The organism is Synechococcus sp. A15-127 (genome assembly GCF_014280215.1).
Taxonomy (GTDB): domain Bacteria; phylum Cyanobacteriota; class Cyanobacteriia; order PCC-6307; family Cyanobiaceae; genus Parasynechococcus.
The window spans coordinates 1,811,628-1,827,768 of record NZ_CP047948.1 but is presented as its reverse complement, the minus strand read 5'-3'; the positions used below and the strand labels follow the sequence as shown (position 1 = coordinate 1,827,768).

Sequence of the window (16,141 nt, the reverse complement as noted above, 5' to 3'; positions counted from 1 at the left end):
AACGCTCCTGTGCCGATTGTTGACGGCAAATTAGGAACGGTTGGCGATTCGGCACAGTCCTCCCGTGCAATTCTTTTTGAGCCTGCGGAGCCGGTGCCGTTCGAGCAGGCCTGGAGCGCTCAGCGGCGCTGGCAGCAGCGTCTTCTGGAGAATCCCTGCCAGCCGCAGGCAGTCTGGTTGCTTCAGCATCCGGACTGTTACACCCTCGGTCGCGGTGCCAGCGCAGAGCATCTTCACTTCGATCCGCAGGTTCCGCCGGCTCCGCTGCACCGGATCGATCGCGGAGGGGAGGTAACGCACCATCTGCCGGGCCAGCTGGTGGCTTATCCGGTGCTGGATCTGCGTCGTCACCAGCCGGACCTGCACTGGTATCTGCGACAGCTGGAACAGGTGCTGCTGGATGTGCTTGCGGAGTTCGACCTGGTGGGAGAGCGCATCCCGGGCTTCACAGGGATCTGGCTGGAGGGTCGCAAGGTTGCGGCCATTGGAACCGGATGCCGTCGCTGGATCACCCAGCACGGTCTCGCCCTGAATGTGTCCTGTGCGCTGAGCGGGTTTGAGGTCATCACCCCCTGCGGTCTCCGGGGCAGCCGGGTGGGTCGTCTGTGCGACTGGCGGCCTGGGTTGACGGTGGAACAGGTTCAGCCCCGGCTGCGGGAAGCCCTGCGCCGACGTTTCGATCTGGTCTGGTCCGCGGAAGCGTGATAGGCCTGAGCCCATCGATGGATCGCCTCCGATGACGGCCAGCTGGACCCCGACACGCCAGGAGCAGGACTCGCTTCGACGCCATCAGCACGTCCTCGCGCTGCAGCGGGTGGATGCGATCTGGCCCTGGCTGGCGGATCACCACGGCACCCTGACGGCCCTGGATGCGCCCCATGTGGCACATCCGGAACGGCTCAGCTTCGCGGAACTGGCTCAGTGCATCGCCACGGCGGCTGCGGCTTTCCGAGAGCAGGGTCTGGAAGCCGGCGAGGTGGTGGCGCTGTTCGCCGAGAACAGCCCCCGCTGGCTGGTGGCGGATCAGGGGCTGATGCGGGCCGGTGCAGCCGATGCCGTTCGGGGGGCGTCCGCTCCGGTTGAAGAGCTGCGTTACATCTTGTCGGACTGTCGGGCCACCGCCCTGGTGGTGCAGAACGCGGAGGTGTGGCGACGCCTGGCGTTGACACCGGAGCAGCGGGCCCCGCTTCGCTTCGTGCTGCAGCTGGAAGGGGAGCCTCAGGACGGGGTGATGAGCTGGGACGCCTTCCTGGCGAGCGGGCGTGGTAGCCCGTCGGTGCCATGCGACGCGGACCGTGAGCAGTCACGTCAGGCGGTGGCCACGGTGCTCTACACCTCCGGCACCACCGGCCAGCCCAAGGGGGTGCCGCTGACCCACGCCAATCTGCTGCATCAGATGCACTCTCTGGCCTGTGTGGCCTATCCGGCTCCAGGCTCGCCTGTGCTCAGCGTGCTGCCGATCTGGCACGCCTATGAGCGCAGCGCCAGTTACTACTTCCTGTCCTGCGCCTGCACGCAGACCTACACCACGATCAAGCAGCTGAAGAAGGATCTGCCGCGGGTGCGGCCGATCGCCATGGCCACGGTGCCGCGTCTGTGGGAAGCGGTGCAGGCAGGGTTCGAGGATGTGCTGAAAACCTTCCCGCCGTCGCGACAGCGGGTGTTGAGAGCGGCCCTGGCCAACAGTGCGGCCCAGCGGCGCGCGATGCGGACCGCGCGCAACCTTCTGCTGCAACCGATGGCACCGGCCGGCCGGCTGGCGGCGGCTGCGGAAGCGGGGCTGCGCTGGCCTCTGCACGCCCTTGCCTCCACGCTGATCTGGCCGAAGCTGCGGCTTCAGCTCAGCGGCGGACAGCTGCTGTATCCCATCAGCGGTGGCGGAGCCATTGCCCCTCACATCGATGCGTTCTTCGAAGCGGTGGGGATCGAGCTGCTGGTGGGGTACGGACTCACGGAGACCAGTCCGGTGGTGAGCTGCCGCCGACCGTGGCGCAACATCCGCGGCAGTGCAGGCCTGCCGATGCCGGAGACCGAGTTCCGCATCGTGGATCCGGAGTCCGGCGAGGATCTGGGACTGCGCCGCAGGGGCCGTGTGCTGGTGCGCGGTCCCCAGGTGATGGGGGGCTATCTGGGCCGGCCGGAGGCCAGCGCCAAGGTGCTCGATGCTGAGGGCTGGTTCGACACCGGTGATCTGGGGCTCCTGCTCGCGGATGGTTCGCTGGCGTTGACCGGCCGCGCCAAGGACACAATCGTGCTGAGCAGCGGTGAGAACATCGAACCCGGTCCACTGGAGGAGGCTCTGGTGGCCAGTCCGCTAATCGAGCAGGTGATGCTGGTGGGTCAGGACGAACGCCAGCTCGGAGCACTGGTGGTGCCCCGGGTGGAAGCGCTTCAGACCTGGGCCTCGGAGCAGGGGATGGCCCTGGCGGAGGATCTTGGAGGGCGCCCGGGGGATGCGCTGCTGTTGAAACGGCTGATGCAGGAGTGCAACCGGTTGCTCAAGGGACGATCCGGCTCCCGTGGGGATGAGCGCTTGGCCGGGGTGGTGCTGGTGGATCCCTTCAGCATCGAGAACGGTCTGCTCACGCAGACGCTCAAGCAGCGTCGCGATCGCATCACGGCCCGGGATGCTGCCCTGATCGAGCAGCTGTACGGCCGATGAGGGGATGATCACTGAAGTGATTGACCTGAGGCCGCACGGCTGAGACGCTTGCTGCTTCTCAAGCAGTCCCATGGCCGACGGCACCATCCTCACGATCAAGCGCCCGATCACCGTTCGTGCCGTGGTGACCCCCACCTGGAAGGAGGAAGCGGAGCGGGAGATCAGCAACGGCATCGCCAACTGCGATCAGCAGCTGGCCCAGCTGGAGCAGGAGGGTCAGCAGGTGGTTGATGAGGTGCGCCGTCAGAGTGCCAACCCGCTCGATCCCCGGGTACAGGAGCAGGTGGCTCAGATTCAGCAGCAGGTCGCCGCCAAGCGTTCCGAGATCGAGGAGCAGAAACGCGGGTTGCTGCAGCAGCAGGCTCAGGTGCGTGAGCTCGAGCTGGAGCAGATCGTGGAGCAGGGCCAGTTGGAGAGCACCTGTGAACTCACCGTCGGCGACAACCTGGTGCAGAAAATGCAGGTGTCGATCGTCGTGCGGGACGGTGTCGTTCAGGCCATTGAGGAGGCCTGATCAGCAGCCATCAGCTGACTCGTAAACTCCCCTGATCTGCCCTCACGGAGACGGTTTTGGCAACCCACGACATCTTCATGCCTGCCCTCAGCTCCACCATGACGGAGGGCAAGATCGTGGAATGGCTGAAGCAACCCGGCGACAAGGTCGGACGGGGGGAGTCGGTGCTCGTGGTCGAGTCCGACAAGGCCGACATGGATGTGGAGTCCTTTCAGGACGGCTATCTGGCCGCGGTGCTGATGCCGGCTGGCAGCACCGCGCCGGTGGGCGAGACGATCGGGCTGATCGTGGAAAGCGAGGCGGAGATCGCTGATGCCAAGGCCTCGGCTCCGGCAGCCCCCGCTGCCGCTGCTCCTGCACCGACGGCCACAGCTCCTGCTCCGGCCCCGACGCCTGCCCCTGCACCGGTGGCTGCGGCAGCTCCCGTGGCAGCTCCGCCTCCGGCAGCCGTTCAGCCGTCTGCTCCGGTCGTCAACGACGGCCGCATCGTCGCCAGCCCCCGTGCCAAGAAGCTGGCATCTCAGATGGGCGTGGATCTGGCCACCGTGCGCGGCAGCGGCCCCCACGGCCGGATCCAGGCGGAGGACGTGGAAAAGGCGAGCGGTCAACCGATCTCCGTTCCGAGAGTCGCCGAGGGCACAGCTCCTGCCGTCTCTGGAGGCGCGTCCTCTGCTGCAGCGCCCCCGGCTGCACCGGCTGGCAGCAGCTTCGGGCGACCCGGTGAGACCGTGCCCTTCAACACCCTGCAGGGAGCGGTTAATCGAAACATGGAAGCCAGCCTGGCGGTGCCCTGCTTCCGTGTCGGGTACACGATCACCACCGACAAGCTGGATGCTTTCTACAAACAAGTGAAGCCCAAGGGCGTCACCATGACTGCCCTGCTGGCCAAGGCCGTGGCCGTCACGTTGGCTCGCCATCCCCAAGTGAATGCCGCCACCACGGCGGCCGGCATGGCCTACCCCGCCGACGTGAACGTGGCCGTCGCCGTGGCCATGGAGGACGGCGGCCTGATCACGCCGGTGCTGCGCAATGCCGACCGCACCGATCTCTATGAGATGTCACGCCAGTGGGGTGATCTGGTGAAGCGCTCCCGCAGCAAGCAGCTGCAGCCGGAGGAATACAGCACCGGTACCTTCACCCTCTCCAATCTCGGCATGTTTGGTGTCGATCGCTTCGATGCGATCCTTCCTCCCGGCACCGGCGCGATCCTGGCGGTGGCGGCATCACGCCCCACCGTGGTGGCCGGCAAGGACGGTTCCATCGCCGTGAAGCGTCAGATGCAGGTGAATCTGACCGCCGATCACCGGGTGATCTACGGGGCTGACGGTGCGGCCTTCCTGAAGGATCTAGCGGAGCTGATCGAGACCCACCCCGAGAGTCTGGCGCTCTGATCGGAGTGTCCGATCCCAGGGACCGGCAGCTCAGCAGCTACGACTATCCACTGCCGCCTGAGCGCATCGCGCAGGCCCCAGTCGAGCCACGGCACAGCGCCCGGTTGCTGATGGTGGCTCCTGAGGGCAGCGGCGTGGCGTCGACCCGGCATCGTCTGGTCTGGGATCTGCTCGAGGAACTGAAGTCCGGTGATCTGCTGGTGGTCAATGACACCCGGGTGCTCAAGGCGCGTCTGAGGGTGCGCCGCGCCGGTGGCGGACTGTCGGAACTGTTGGTGCTGGAGCCCCGCGGTCAGGGGTTGTGGCTCTGTCTGGCCCGGCCGGCCAAGCGGATGCGGGCTGGGGACGTTCTCACCATCGATGGAACTGAGATCAGGCTCACCGTGGTGGCAGAGGATGCCGCCAGCGGCGGGCGCATCGTTCAGTTTCCGGACGACTGCACCGATGCGGCGACGATCGAGACCCTGCTCAACCGGTGCGGTGAGGTGCCGCTGCCGCCCTATATCGAACGGCACGACCCCGGAGATGCCGAGCGGTATCAGACCCGTTATGCCGAGCGACCCGGAGCCGTCGCAGCCCCGACGGCGGGGCTGCATTTCAGTGATGCACTGCTGGACGCGTTGGCCCGCAAGGGAGTGGAACTGGCCCGGATCACCCTGCATGTGGGACTCGGCACGTTCCGCCCCGTGGAGACGGAGGATCTCACCACGCTCGAGCTGCACAGCGAGTGGATCGAGGTCAGTCCGGCGGTGGTCGAGACGATCCGCCACTGCTCAGGTCGGGTGATCGCCGTCGGCACCACCAGCGTGCGGGCCCTCGAGGGAGCAGCGCAGGTCCATGGCGGAGAGCTGAAGCCGTTCACCGGCCCCGTGGATCTGGTGATTCAGCCCGGCTATCGCTTCCGCGTGGTGCAGGGGTTGCTCACCAACTTTCATCTGCCGAAGAGTTCGCTGCTGTTGTTGGTGAGCGCTCTGATCGGCCGGGAGACGCTGCTGGGGCTCTACAGCGAAGCGATCAGCAGGAACTACCGCTTCTTTTCCTATGGCGATGCGATGTGGATCGCGCCGGAGGCGGTGATGGATGCAGCCAGACCCCCGACGCGCTGATCGATCTCAGACAGCAACAGGTTCCTCGATGATGCCCGTGGGCACCTCGCTGAACATCACGGAGGAGAGGTAACGCTCGGCCAGATCGGGAAGCACCACCACAATGGTTTTTCCGGCGTATTCATCCTGTTCCGCCAGGCGGATGGCAGCAGCAGCAGCGGCGCCGCAGGAAATGCCCACCAGAAGTCCCTCCTCCTCGGCCAGGCGCAGAGCCATGGCGATGGATTCGTCGTTGGTCACCTGCTCCACCTTGTCGACCACGGAGAGGTCGAGGTTCTTGGGGATGAATCCGGCGCCGATGCCCTGGATCTTGTGTGGTCCGGGCTTGACGTCCTCACCATTGAGGGTCTGGGTGATCACCGGACTGTGGCTGGGCTCCACGGCCACCGATTCGATCGCCTTGCCGGCCTCGTTCTTGATGAAGCGGGAAACGCCGGTGATGGTGCCACCGGTGCCGACGCCGGCCACGAGCACATCGATCGCTCCGTCGCAGTCGTTCCAGATCTCCGGACCGGTGGTCTTGAAGTGGATCTCAGGGTTGGCGGGATTATCGAACTGGCCGGGCATGAAGTACTTGGCCGGGTCGGTCTCGGCGATCTCCTTGGCCTTGGCGATGGCGCCGGGCATGCCCTTGGCAGCTTCGGTGAGAACGATCTCGGCACCGAGCACTGCCATGACCCGACGTCGTTCGATCGACATCGATTCGGGCATGGTCAGGATCAGCTTGTAGCCGCGCGCAGCAGCGGTGAAGGCCAGGGCGATGCCGGTGTTGCCGGACGTGGGCTCGACGATCACCTTGTCCTTGGTGAGGGCGCCGCTCTTCTCGGCGTCCCAGATCATGTTGGCGCCGATGCGGCACTTGACGCTGTAGGCAGGGTTCCGGCCTTCGACCTTGGCCAGCACGGTGGCCTTGCAGTTCTTGGTGACGTGGTTCAGCTTCACCAGCGGGGTGTTGCCGATGGCCTGGCTGTTGTCGTCGTAGATGCGGGACATGAAGCGTCTGTAAGGGCCCGAAAGGTCAACCTAGAAACACAACCCGCTTGGGCCCTGGTTGTTAAGGGCTTTTTCAGGCTTCCCTCTCGCTCTCAGGCGTCCAGGGCGTCGCGGAAGCGCTCCCAGAGTTCCCCGGGGTCCTCCAGTCCCACCGAAACGCGCAGCAGGTGGGAGGGCACTCCGCAGTCCGCGGCCCATCCGAGTTCGTCGTAGTGCGCCAACTGGGTGTAGGGACAGGCCAGGGTGAATGAGGTGCCCAGGCTGGGTCCCTTGCAGACCCTCAGGGCGTCGTACACCCTCGATGCCTTGGCTTCCCCCTGCTTCAGCTCAAGGGAGAGCAGGCAGCCGTGGCCTCCATCCGGGCGCATCAAGGCCAGGAAATGGGGGCAGTCCTTCGGGTGCTGCACGCGCGCCACCGCCGGGTGTCTCTCCAGCCGTTCCGCCAGCGCAAGGGCATTGGCATCCAGCTGTGGCACCCGCTGGTCAACGTCGCGGCTCGCCTCCTCCAGGGCGATTGCATCGCCATCCGCCAGCCGGGCAACCGGGGAGATGGCCTTCAACAGTGGATCGCTCCAGGGGGAATGGGGGCTCACGAGCAGGCTGCCGGCCATCACATCGCCACGGCCGGCGAAGCTCTTGGTGAGCGAGGTGAAGATCAGATCGACATGGGGCAGGGCCCTGAGGTTGAGGCCGGTGCCGATGGTGTCGTCGGCGATCACGGGGATGCCATGGCGGTGGGCCAGCTCAGCCACGGCCGGCAGATCCACACAGCGCAGCAAGGGATTGCTGGGCAGTTCAACGATCACAGCTGCGGGATCGCGACGCTCCAGAGCATCCTTCAGCTCCTCCAGGTTGTTCCCCTGCAGCAGCTCGCCGCCGTGGAACACCACCTGCGGCTGCTTGAGCACATCCACGTAGGGGAAGCCCAGCTGAAGGGTGGGGCGATTCGGCTTGAGGCTTTGGATGGCGGAGAGCGCCGCATGCAGTCCGGCCATGCCGGCTGGGAGCAGGCTGATCCGATGGGCATCGATGCCGTGGATGGCGGCCAACCGCTGTCGCACCGCTGTGCGGGCCGCTTCAGCCGTTGCTGGCGCCGGAGCTGATTCCCGTCCCAGGGCAACGGCGGCCTGACGGGAGGAGGCTCCCAGACCCGTGTGCTGCCAGAAGGCCTTGGCGTGGGGGCTGGTGCTGGCGTCGGTGTGCAGGGCCACGAGCGTCTCGCCACGGGTCAGCCGGGTGTGACCATCCGGTTCCTGGTGTTGGCAGTGGGTCTGGGCTGCGCGGGCGGCTGCTTCAGTGGAAAACGGCCACGCCGTCAAACCATCCACGGCCATCTGGGCGGACAGCTCCTGCAGCAGTGGGTGGAGCCCGAAACGGGGATAAATCGTCTGCAGGGCCTTGCGACAGGCGGGATCCTTTTCCTCGTAGGCGATCACGTCCTGCCAGCGCGGCAGCGTCATCGAGACGGCATGGGTCGCGTCGGGGAGCGGTTGCCCCAGATCCGTTCCCTGCCAGCAGGGATCGTGCAGCAGATCGCGGGGACTCACACCAGTTGCTCCAGGGCCTGCTGCAGATCCATCTGCAGATCCACCAGGTCCTCGCAGCCAACGGAGAAGCGCACCAGCCCGTCGTCGATGCCCAGCCTCGTCTTCACCTCCGCAGACACCGAAGCATGGGTCATGGTGGCCGGATGGCAGATCAGGCTCTCGATGCCACCCAGGCTCTCGGCCATGGTGAACCAGCGCAGCCGTTTGCACAGGGCGTAGGTCTGCTGCTGAGTGGCGTCGAAGCTCACCGTCACGATGGCGCCTCCGGCGGCCATCTGCCGGCTGGCAACCGCATGCTGAGGGTGATCCGCTCGGTGGGGGTAGCGCACCCAGTTCACCCGGGGGTGCTCCGCCAGCTGGTCGGCAAGAGCGGCAGCGTTGGCCATCTGCTGCCGCAGCCGCAGCGGCAGGGTCTTGATGCCTCGAGTGATCAACCAGCAGTCGAACGGCGAGGGCTGCAGACCCAGCGCCTTCTGGGAGAACACCATTTTCTGGTGCCATTCAGGGTCGTTGGTGCAGACGGCTCCGCCCAGAGCATCGGAGTGACCGTTGATGTATTTGGTAGTGCTGGTGAGTGACAGGGTGGCTCCCAGCTCAAGCGGTCGCTGCACCAGGGCCGTGGCAAAGGTGTTGTCCACCAGCACGGGGATGCCGAGGGACTGGGTCATGGCGCAGACCTCCTGCAGGTCGATCACCTTCAGCAGTGGGTTGGTAGGACTCTCCAGCCAGACCATGGCAGGCTTGTGGGATCGGATCTCCTGCAGGGCCTCCGGGCGGGTGAAATCCACCCAGGCGGTGCGCAGGCCGAACTTGGCGAACACCTGTTCGAACAGACGCACGGTGCAGCCGTAGAGGTTCTCTTCGCACAGCACCAGATCTCCCTGCTTCAACTGGGAGACAACGGCGGTGATGGCGCTGACGCCGGAGGCGAACACGGTGGCATGGCTGCAGCCCTCCACCGAGGCGAGCACAGCGTCGAGGATGCGGAAATTGGGGTTGCCGGAACGGGTGTAGTCGAAGCCGGCGGAATTGCCGTGGGCAAAGGTGGAGGTTGGAAAGATCGGCGGCATCACGGTGCCGGTGTCCCCAGCGAAGCTGTCGCCGTGATGGATCACCCGGGTGTTCAGACCTTCGTTGCCGCCTTCCTTCAATGCCACTGAAGCCACAGTGAAAGGCTAAGAAATCAAGGTCAGCACGATTTCGTGAGTAAATGCACTCGAAATCTTCACGATTTCGTGCCAATAAAAAGCCCCCGCCGTTGGGCGAGGGCTGATGGACGATCGCAGGCTGAACCGTTGAAGGATCAGTCGAGGTCGGGCATGCCCAGCACAGGCTCAGCCTCACGGCTGATGCCTTTCTCGAAGCCAGCGGCAGCAGCGCGAGCGCGGCCGGCGTGCCAGAGGTGACCGATCAGGAAGAAGAAAGCGAGCACGAACTGCGCTGCACCCAGCCACTGGCGGAGGTTCACGTAGTTCACCGAGTTGGGCTCGGTGATGATGCCGCCCACGGAGTTGAGAGACGCGTTGGGAGCGTGGGTCATGTATTCAGCGGCGCGGCGAACCTGCCAGGGCTGAATATCGTTCTGCAGCTTGTCGAGGCTGAGACCGTTGGGACCACGCAGGGGCTCCAGCCAGGGACCACGGAAATCCCAGAAGCGCATGGTTTCTCCTCCGAAGATGATCTCACCAGTTGGGGAGCGCATCAGGTACTTACCCAGACCGGTGGGGCCCATGGCCGAACCGATGTTGGCGCCGAGGCGTTGGTCACGCACCAGGAAGGTGAAACTCTGAGCCTGGGAAGCCTCAGCGTTGGTGGGTCCCCAGAACTCGGAGGGATAGGCGGTGTTGTTGAACCAGATGTAGGCAGAGCAGATGAAGCTCATGAAGCTCAGGGCTCCAAGGCTGTAGCTCAGGTAGGCCTCACCGTTCCAGATGAAGGCGCGACGCACCCAGCCGAAGGGCTTGGTGATCACGTGCCAGATGCCTCCGAAGATGCAGGTCAGGCCGAGCCAGATGTGGCCACCGATGATGTCCTCCATCGAGTTCACACCGATGATCCAGCCCTCGCCACCGAAGGGGGCGCGGAACAGGTAACCGAAGATCACGCCCGGATCGAGAGTCGGGTTGGTGATCAGGCGGACATCTCCACCGCCGGGGGCCCAGGTGTCGTAAACGCCACCAAAGAACATGGCCTTGAAGACCAGCAACAGGCAGCCGACGCCCAGCAGGATCAAGTGATAACCAATGATGTTGGTCATCTGGTTCTTGTCACGCCAGTCCTGAGAGAAGAAGGAGGAGTAGTTCTCCAAAATCTCAGGACCACGCAGGGCGTGGTACAGACCGCCAAGGCCGAGCACGGCGGAGCTGATCAGGTGCAGAACACCGACCACGAAGAAGGGGAAGAGATCAGTGACCTCACCGCCGGGCCCCACGCCGTAGCCAAGAGTGGCGACGTGGGGCATGCAGAGGAAGCCCTGCTCATACATTGGCTTGTCGTAGGTGAAATGGCTCACCTCGAACAGCATCATGGCGCCGGCCCAGAACACCATCAGACCGGCATGGGCCACGTGGGCACCAAGCAGACGGCCTGAAAGGTTGATCAGACGGGCGTTACCGGACCACCAGGCGTAGCCGGTGGAGTCGAGATCTTTGCCGCCAGTGGCGCCAAGACCGGGATTAGAGAGCGTTACCACGGGGCAGAACCTCTTCAGGGAAGACGAAGTTTTCGTGCGGCTGGTCAGCCGGTGCCATCCAGGCACGCAGACCTTCATTCAGAAGGATGTTCTTGGTGTAGAAGGTCTCGAATTCGGGATCTTCTGCAGCGCGGATCTCCTGCGACACGAAGTCGTAGGCGCGCAGGTTGAGGGCGAGGCCGATGATGCCGATGGAGCTGGTCCACAGGCCCATCACAGGCACGAACAGCATGAAGAAGTGCAGCCAGCGCTTGTTGGAGAAGGCGATCCCGAAGATCTGACTCCAGAAGCGGTTGGCCGTGACCATGGAATAGGTCTCTTCTTCCTGAGTGGGCTCGAACGCCTTGAAGGTGTTGGCCTGCTCGCCGTCCTCAAACAGGGTGTTTTCCACGGTGGCGCCATGGATGGCGCAGAGCAGTGCGCCGCCGAGGATGCCGGCCACGCCCATCATGTGGAAGGGATTCAGGGTCCAGTTGTGGAAGCCCTGAAGGAAGAGCAGGAAGCGGAAGATCGCAGCCACACCAAAGGAGGGCGCGAAGAACCAGCTGCTCTGGCCGAGGGGGTACATCAGGAAGACACTGACGAACACCGCAATCGGACCGGAGAAGGCGATGGCGTTGTAGGGGCGGATGCCCACCAGACGGGCGATCTCGAACTGACGCAGCATGAAGCCGATCAGCGCGAAGGCACCGTGCAGGGCCACGAAGGCCCAAAGGCCGCCGAGCTGACACCAGCGAACGAAGTCGCCCTGAGCCTCAGGTCCCCAGAGCAGCAGCAGGCTGTGACCCATCGCATCAGCGGGGGTGGAGACAGCTGCGGTGAGGAAGTTGCAGCCTTCCAGGTACGAGGAGGCGATGCCGTGGGTGTACCAGGAGGTGACAAAGGTGGTGCCTGTCAGCCAGCCACCGATGGCCATGTAGGCCGTTGGGAAAAGGAGAATGCCGGACCAGCCGACAAAAACGAAGCGGTCGCGCTTGAGCCAGTCATCGAGGATGTCAAACCATCCCCGCTGAGGCGCGCGTCCTACAGCGATCGTCATGGAGGAAACGGAGCGGAAGAGCCGCAGGCTGTGGGATACCGGGCGACCTTAACAATCCTGAAGCGGAGCGCGGGGCCTGTTTGCTTCAGCTGAAATCCCTTGTATCGCTTTGTTTCTTTGGGATTTCTTCCTGTTTGGCCGCGGTGGCCTGCTGGAGGTCACAATGACGCTTCCTTCAGGGTCGGCCATGTCCACCGATGTGCTCGAGCAATCCGTGCTCGGCTCCCGGCGCATTTCCAACTTTCTCGTCGCCGCCGCCGTCAGCATCGGTGGGATCGGATTCCTGCTGGCATCCCTCTCCAGTTATCTGGGCCGAGATCTCTTGCCGATCGGCCATCCGGCGGCGTTGATCTTCGTGCCTCAGGGTGTGGTGATGGGTCTTTACAGCATCGCGGCCGCCCTGCTCGCTACTTACCTCTGGTACGTGATCGCTGTGGATGTCGGCTCCGGAAGCAATCGCTTCGATCGGAAGGCCGGGTTGGTGACCATCAGCCGTCGAGGCTTCCGCAAGCCGATCAGCGTTGAGATCCCGATGCGGGATGTGAAGGCGGTGAAGGTTGAGGTGAGGGATGGTTTCAATGCCCGCCGCCGGGTGTCCCTGCGCATTCAGGGACGCCGCGACATGCCTCTGACCCGTGTCGGAGAGCCACTCCCTCTTGCCCAGCTCGAGCAGGACGGTGCCGAGCTGGCCCGTTTTCTCGGCGTCAACCTCGAAGGTCTTTGAATCCCATGCGTGCGCTGACCCGTTCCATCCTCTGGTGTCTGCTGCTGCTGCTGACCCCTCTGGTCGTCAGTTGCAGTCCGTCCCCGACCGCTGCGGTGGCTCAGGGCTGTGCCGACGCCGACTCCGCCTGTCTGCAGGGCAAGGCCACCGTCACCATGCAGACGAGCCAGGGCGAGTTCACGATTGAGGTGAACGGCGATGCCGCTCCCCTCACCTCCGGCAATTTCATTGATCTGGTGCGGCGCGGCACCTACGACGGAACGATGTTCCACCGCGTTGTTCGCGAGCCCGTCCCCTTCGTGGTGCAGGGGGGCGATCCGCAATCCAGTGATCGATCGGTTCCCCTGGGGCAGCTCGGCACCGGCAGTTTCGTGGATCCCGATAACGGTCAGGCGCGGATGATCCCGCTTGAAATCAAGTTCCGATCCGAGCCGCAGCCCCGTTACAGCCGGGTCAGCACCAATCCGGCTGAACTTGATGGTCTGGAGTTGCCCCATGAGCGTGGGGCGGTTGCCATGGCCCGCTCCCAGGCTCCTGACTCAGCCAGCGCCCAGTTCTACATAGCATTGCGTCCATTGCCGGAACTCGACGGTCGTTACGCCGTCTTCGGCCGTGTCGTGGATGGCATGGAGGTGGTTGATGCGATCCAGCAAGGGGATCGCATCAACAAGGCTGTATTAACAGAGTGAACTTAGGCCGGAACGCGGTTCTGGCTTGGGGACACCTTGAGCATTTCCGTGTTGACGCCTGAGGCTCGTTCAAGGGCCACCTTGCCGGTACGGGCGATCTCGAGAATGCCGAAGGCCGTCATCAGTCGCTCGAGAGCCACCAGCTTTCCAGGGTCTCCGACCACCTCCAGCGTCAGAGCTTCGTCGGCCACATCCACCACCTTGGCCCGGAATACCTGCACCAGGTCGAACACGGCACTGCGCGTCTCCGGGGGGGCGGCCACCTTCAGCAGCATCAGTTCCCGCTCCACGGCAGGTCTCTGGGTGAGATCGAGTACCTGCAGCACATTCACCAGCTTGTCCAGCTGCTTGGTCATCTGCTGCAGGGTCTGGTCATCTCCCTCCACCACCATCGTCAGGCGGGACTGCCCACCGCTTTCGGCAGGGCCGACGGCCAGGCTGTCGATGTTGAAGCCGCGTCGGGCGAACAGGCCCGAGATCCGGCTGAGAGCGCCGGACTCATCTTCCACCAGCACGGAAAGGGTGTGCTTCATCTCCGCTGTTCGTCCCCTGCCGGGCTGCTTTCATCCAAACTACGGTCCAGCCAGGGCAGCACTGCCTGCAGAAAGGCGTCCGGCGTTTCGTCATGCGGGCAGTGCCCGGTCTGATCGATCACATGCAGCGACAGCCAGGGGTGCCGTTCGGCGGTTCTCCGGCCGATCGCGAGCGGAACGAAGCGGTCCTGCCGTCCCCAGACCAGCAGCAGCGGCAGTCGGCCGTTGAGTTGTCCGAGCAGGGCCGGTGCGGTGGCTCCTCTCGGCCTCAGCGCCATGCCGATGCTCATCGCCCGCAGTGATCGCGCGGCGGAGGCTCGACGGGCCGGGGCGGCGATGAGCTGCAGAAGTTCGCGGTCGTTGGCAACCGAACGGCGATAGGCCCCTTGCAGTCCGGCCCGCAGCAGCGGGGTGCGGCTGATCAACGGCACGATCAGCTCAAGAGGCAGCAGCCGCAGCAGGCACACCACCACAAGACGCTGCAGACTCCGGGAGGCAGGTGGCCGCCGGCACGGCACCGGTTGCATCAGGGCAGGATCCGGCAGTGGAGCGGCCACCACCGCTTTCACTAGTTCAGGCTTCAGCAGCGCTGCGGTCAAAGCGGTCAGCCCCCCGAGTGAGTTGCCCATCAGCACGCAGGGACGCTGGACGACCTCCTGCACGAAGCCGATCACCTGACGTCCCCACAGTCGGTTGTCCACGGGGCGGGAGGAGTGATAGCCGGGTTGTGATGACGCTCCGAAGCCGATCAGGTCGAGCGCATAGACCCGATAGCCGCGCGTGGCCAGCAGGGGGGCACAGCGACGCCAGTGCGCACTGCTGGCTCCGAAACCGTGGAGCAGCAGCACGGCCGGACCGTGCTCAGGGCCGAGGCAACGCCAGTGGCAACCGTGGCCCTGCCAGAACCAGCGGCCATGCTCTCCCCAGTGGGCACTCTGGAGAGCAGAGGTCATCACGGCTCTGGAGAGTTCTTCTGCTCACTATTGCGAAGGGCGGGCCCGGTTGTCGCTCGGCGATGGATTCTTCCGGGCTCAATCGCGACCGGCACGGGACATCTCGGTGCTGCTGGCCCTGTCTCTGGCCCGGCGTCCCCGTGGAGAAGGCTGTCAGCGCTGGCTGGATCTGATGGCAGGCTGCGGCATCCGGGCTCTGCGCTGGGGGCTCGAAGCGCTTCCGGAGGTCGGTTCCGGGGTGGAGCTGTGGGTCAACGACGCCGACCCAGACCGTCTGCCGTTGCTGAAGACCAACCTCGCACCGCTGGCTTCACGGGTTCAGGCTCTGAAGCTCAGCGCGATGCCTGCCGAGGTGCTGCTGGCGCGTGCCTTCGCGGAGAAGCGCTTCTTCGATCTGATCGACCTGGATGCCTTCGGCAGCCCCTCGGCCCTGATCCAGCCCGTGCTGCAGGTGTTGGCGTTCGACGGTGTGCTTCTGCTGGCCAGCACCGACGGCCGTTCCCCCACCGGCCATGACCGTCCGGGAGCCATCCGCAGTTTCGGCGCCGCAGCCCGGGCCCATCCAGCCAGCTGGGAGCTGGCGCTGCGGCTGCAGCTGGGTTTGCTGGCCCGGCAGGCCTGGATGCTGGGGCGGGGGGTGCAGCCCTTGCTCGCCTTCAGCGATGGCCGCACGTTCCGCCTGGCGGTGAGGCTTGCGCGGCGCCCGACCGCTGCGGAGGAGGAGCGTCTCGGACTGGTCGCCCGCTGTGAGCGCTGCGGCGATCAGCAGCTGCAGCCGCTGCTGCGGTTGCAGGGCTGGCCCCGCTGTCACTGTCTGGACGGGGCCGGTCGCTGGGCGATCAGTGGACCTCTCTGGCTTGGAGCGCTGCAGGATCCTGCAGCGCTTGGAGCGCTGCAGGATCCCAGGGCGGACCTGGAGCCCAGGACACAACGCCTGATTCAGCGCCTTCAGGCTGATCCCGGTGTCCCTGCCCGCGTCTGGCCCACAGATGAACTGTCCCGGCGGCTCGGCATGGATGGTCCTCCAGGGGTTGCTGATCTGGTGGAGACGCTCAGGCGTGCGGGGCATCAGGCCTGGCCGAGTGCCGTCATGGCTGGTCAGGTGCGGACCGATGCCGATCTTCCCGAGCTGTTACAGCTCTGTGTCGGGCTTCGCTCGGAAGGTCCTTAAATAGGCCAGTGAACATTGGGCCCTGACCATGGCTTCTGAGATCTTCGGTATTGCAGCCGTTTTCTGGGTTCTGATCCCGGTCGGCCTGGCCGGTGGTGCCCTGCTTCTCAAGCTTCAGGGGGACTGA

Annotated in this window: 16 protein-coding genes; 9 read left to right on the top strand and 7 right to left on the bottom strand. The window is 64.9% G+C overall.

Going from position 1 to position 16,141, the window contains the following annotated elements; all coding sequences use genetic code 11:
• The first annotated feature begins 9 nt into the window (after positions 1–9).
• The 5 genes from lipB (at position 10) to queA (ending at position 5,673) form a co-directional block, all read left to right on the top strand.
• A complete protein-coding gene (gene lipB / locus SynA15127_RS09685) occupies positions 10–705 on the top strand; it encodes a lipoyl(octanoyl) transferase LipB (RefSeq protein ID WP_186483884.1) in 696 nt (231 codons plus the stop codon).
• Positions 706–736: 31 nt separating this feature from the next.
• Entirely contained in the window at positions 737–2,662 is a 1,926-nt protein-coding gene (locus SynA15127_RS09680; protein WP_186483883.1) for an AMP-binding protein, read from the top strand.
• Between the two features lie 70 nt (positions 2,663–2,732).
• Positions 2,733–3,176 carry a YlqD family protein gene (locus SynA15127_RS09675; RefSeq protein ID WP_186483881.1) on the top strand — a complete coding sequence of 148 codons (444 nt, stop codon included), beginning with the start codon at positions 2,733–2,735 and terminating at the stop codon, positions 3,174–3,176.
• Between the two features lie 56 nt (positions 3,177–3,232).
• Positions 3,233–4,567 carry a dihydrolipoamide acetyltransferase family protein gene (locus tag SynA15127_RS09670; RefSeq protein WP_186483880.1) on the top strand — a complete coding sequence of 445 codons (1,335 nt, stop codon included), beginning with the start codon at positions 3,233–3,235 and terminating at the stop codon, positions 4,565–4,567.
• 5 nt (positions 4,568–4,572) lie between these two features.
• A complete protein-coding gene (gene queA, locus SynA15127_RS09665) occupies positions 4,573–5,673 on the top strand; it encodes a tRNA preQ1(34) S-adenosylmethionine ribosyltransferase-isomerase QueA (RefSeq protein ID WP_186483878.1) in 1,101 nt (366 codons plus the stop codon).
• A gap of 6 nt (positions 5,674–5,679) precedes the next feature.
• On the opposite strand, the gene cysK is transcribed toward queA, so the two are convergent.
• The 5 genes from cysK to psbD all read right to left on the bottom strand — a co-directional run bounded on the left by cysK (position 5,680) and on the right by psbD (position 11,944).
• Positions 5,680–6,666 (bottom strand): cysteine synthase A, encoded by a 987-nt coding sequence (cysK, locus tag SynA15127_RS09660; protein WP_186483877.1) that lies wholly within the window; start codon positions 6,664–6,666, stop codon positions 5,680–5,682.
• A 92-nt stretch (positions 6,667–6,758) separates the two neighbouring features.
• Positions 6,759–8,213 (bottom strand): PLP-dependent transferase, encoded by a 1,455-nt coding sequence (locus SynA15127_RS09655; RefSeq protein WP_186483876.1) that lies wholly within the window; start codon positions 8,211–8,213, stop codon positions 6,759–6,761.
• Positions 8,210–9,370, bottom strand: a complete 1,161-nt coding sequence (locus tag SynA15127_RS09650) for a PLP-dependent aspartate aminotransferase family protein (protein WP_255475463.1) — start codon at positions 9,368–9,370, stop codon at positions 8,210–8,212. Before SynA15127_RS09650 ends, SynA15127_RS09655 begins: the two co-directional genes overlap by 4 nt.
• 146 nt (positions 9,371–9,516) lie before the next feature.
• Positions 9,517–10,905, bottom strand: a complete 1,389-nt coding sequence (psbC, locus tag SynA15127_RS09645; protein ID WP_186483874.1) for a photosystem II reaction center protein CP43 — start codon at positions 10,903–10,905, stop codon at positions 9,517–9,519.
• On the bottom strand, positions 10,889–11,944 hold the full coding sequence (gene psbD / locus SynA15127_RS09640) for a photosystem II D2 protein (photosystem q(a) protein) (protein ID WP_043692195.1): 1,056 nt from the start codon (positions 11,942–11,944) through the stop codon (positions 10,889–10,891). The genes psbC and psbD overlap by 17 nt, the downstream gene beginning before the upstream one ends.
• Positions 11,945–12,131: 187 nt before the next feature.
• Between psbD and SynA15127_RS09635 the strand changes: the two genes are divergently transcribed.
• Positions 12,132–12,668, top strand: coding sequence for a photosystem I assembly protein Ycf4 (locus SynA15127_RS09635; RefSeq protein WP_043696814.1), 537 nt, complete (start codon positions 12,132–12,134; stop codon positions 12,666–12,668).
• Positions 12,669–12,673: 5 nt separating this feature from the next.
• Complete coding sequence (locus SynA15127_RS09630; protein WP_186483873.1) at positions 12,674–13,357, top strand: peptidylprolyl isomerase; 684 nt, start codon at positions 12,674–12,676, stop codon at positions 13,355–13,357.
• A gap of 2 nt (positions 13,358–13,359) precedes the next feature.
• Here the strand turns inward: SynA15127_RS09630 and ilvN are convergent, their stop codons facing one another.
• Together ilvN and SynA15127_RS09620 are read right to left on the bottom strand one after the other, a co-directional pair.
• On the bottom strand, positions 13,360–13,890 hold the full coding sequence (gene ilvN, locus SynA15127_RS09625) for an acetolactate synthase small subunit (protein WP_186483871.1): 531 nt from the start codon (positions 13,888–13,890) through the stop codon (positions 13,360–13,362).
• The gene (locus SynA15127_RS09620) at positions 13,887–14,843 is read right to left on the bottom strand and encodes an alpha/beta fold hydrolase (protein ID WP_186483867.1); all 957 of its coding nucleotides are present in this window, start codon (positions 14,841–14,843) and stop codon (positions 13,887–13,889) included. The genes ilvN and SynA15127_RS09620 overlap by 4 nt, the downstream gene beginning before the upstream one ends.
• 49 nt (positions 14,844–14,892) lie before the next feature.
• Between SynA15127_RS09620 and SynA15127_RS09615 the strand changes: the two genes are divergently transcribed.
• Positions 14,893–16,014: a N2,N2-dimethylguanosine tRNA methyltransferase gene (locus SynA15127_RS09615; RefSeq protein WP_255475462.1), complete on the top strand. Its 1,122-nt coding sequence runs from the start codon at positions 14,893–14,895 to the stop codon at positions 16,012–16,014.
• A 28-nt stretch (positions 16,015–16,042) separates the two neighbouring features.
• Positions 16,043–16,141, top strand: a complete 99-nt coding sequence (gene petM, locus SynA15127_RS09610) for a cytochrome b6-f complex subunit PetM (protein ID WP_011130544.1) — start codon at positions 16,043–16,045, stop codon at positions 16,139–16,141.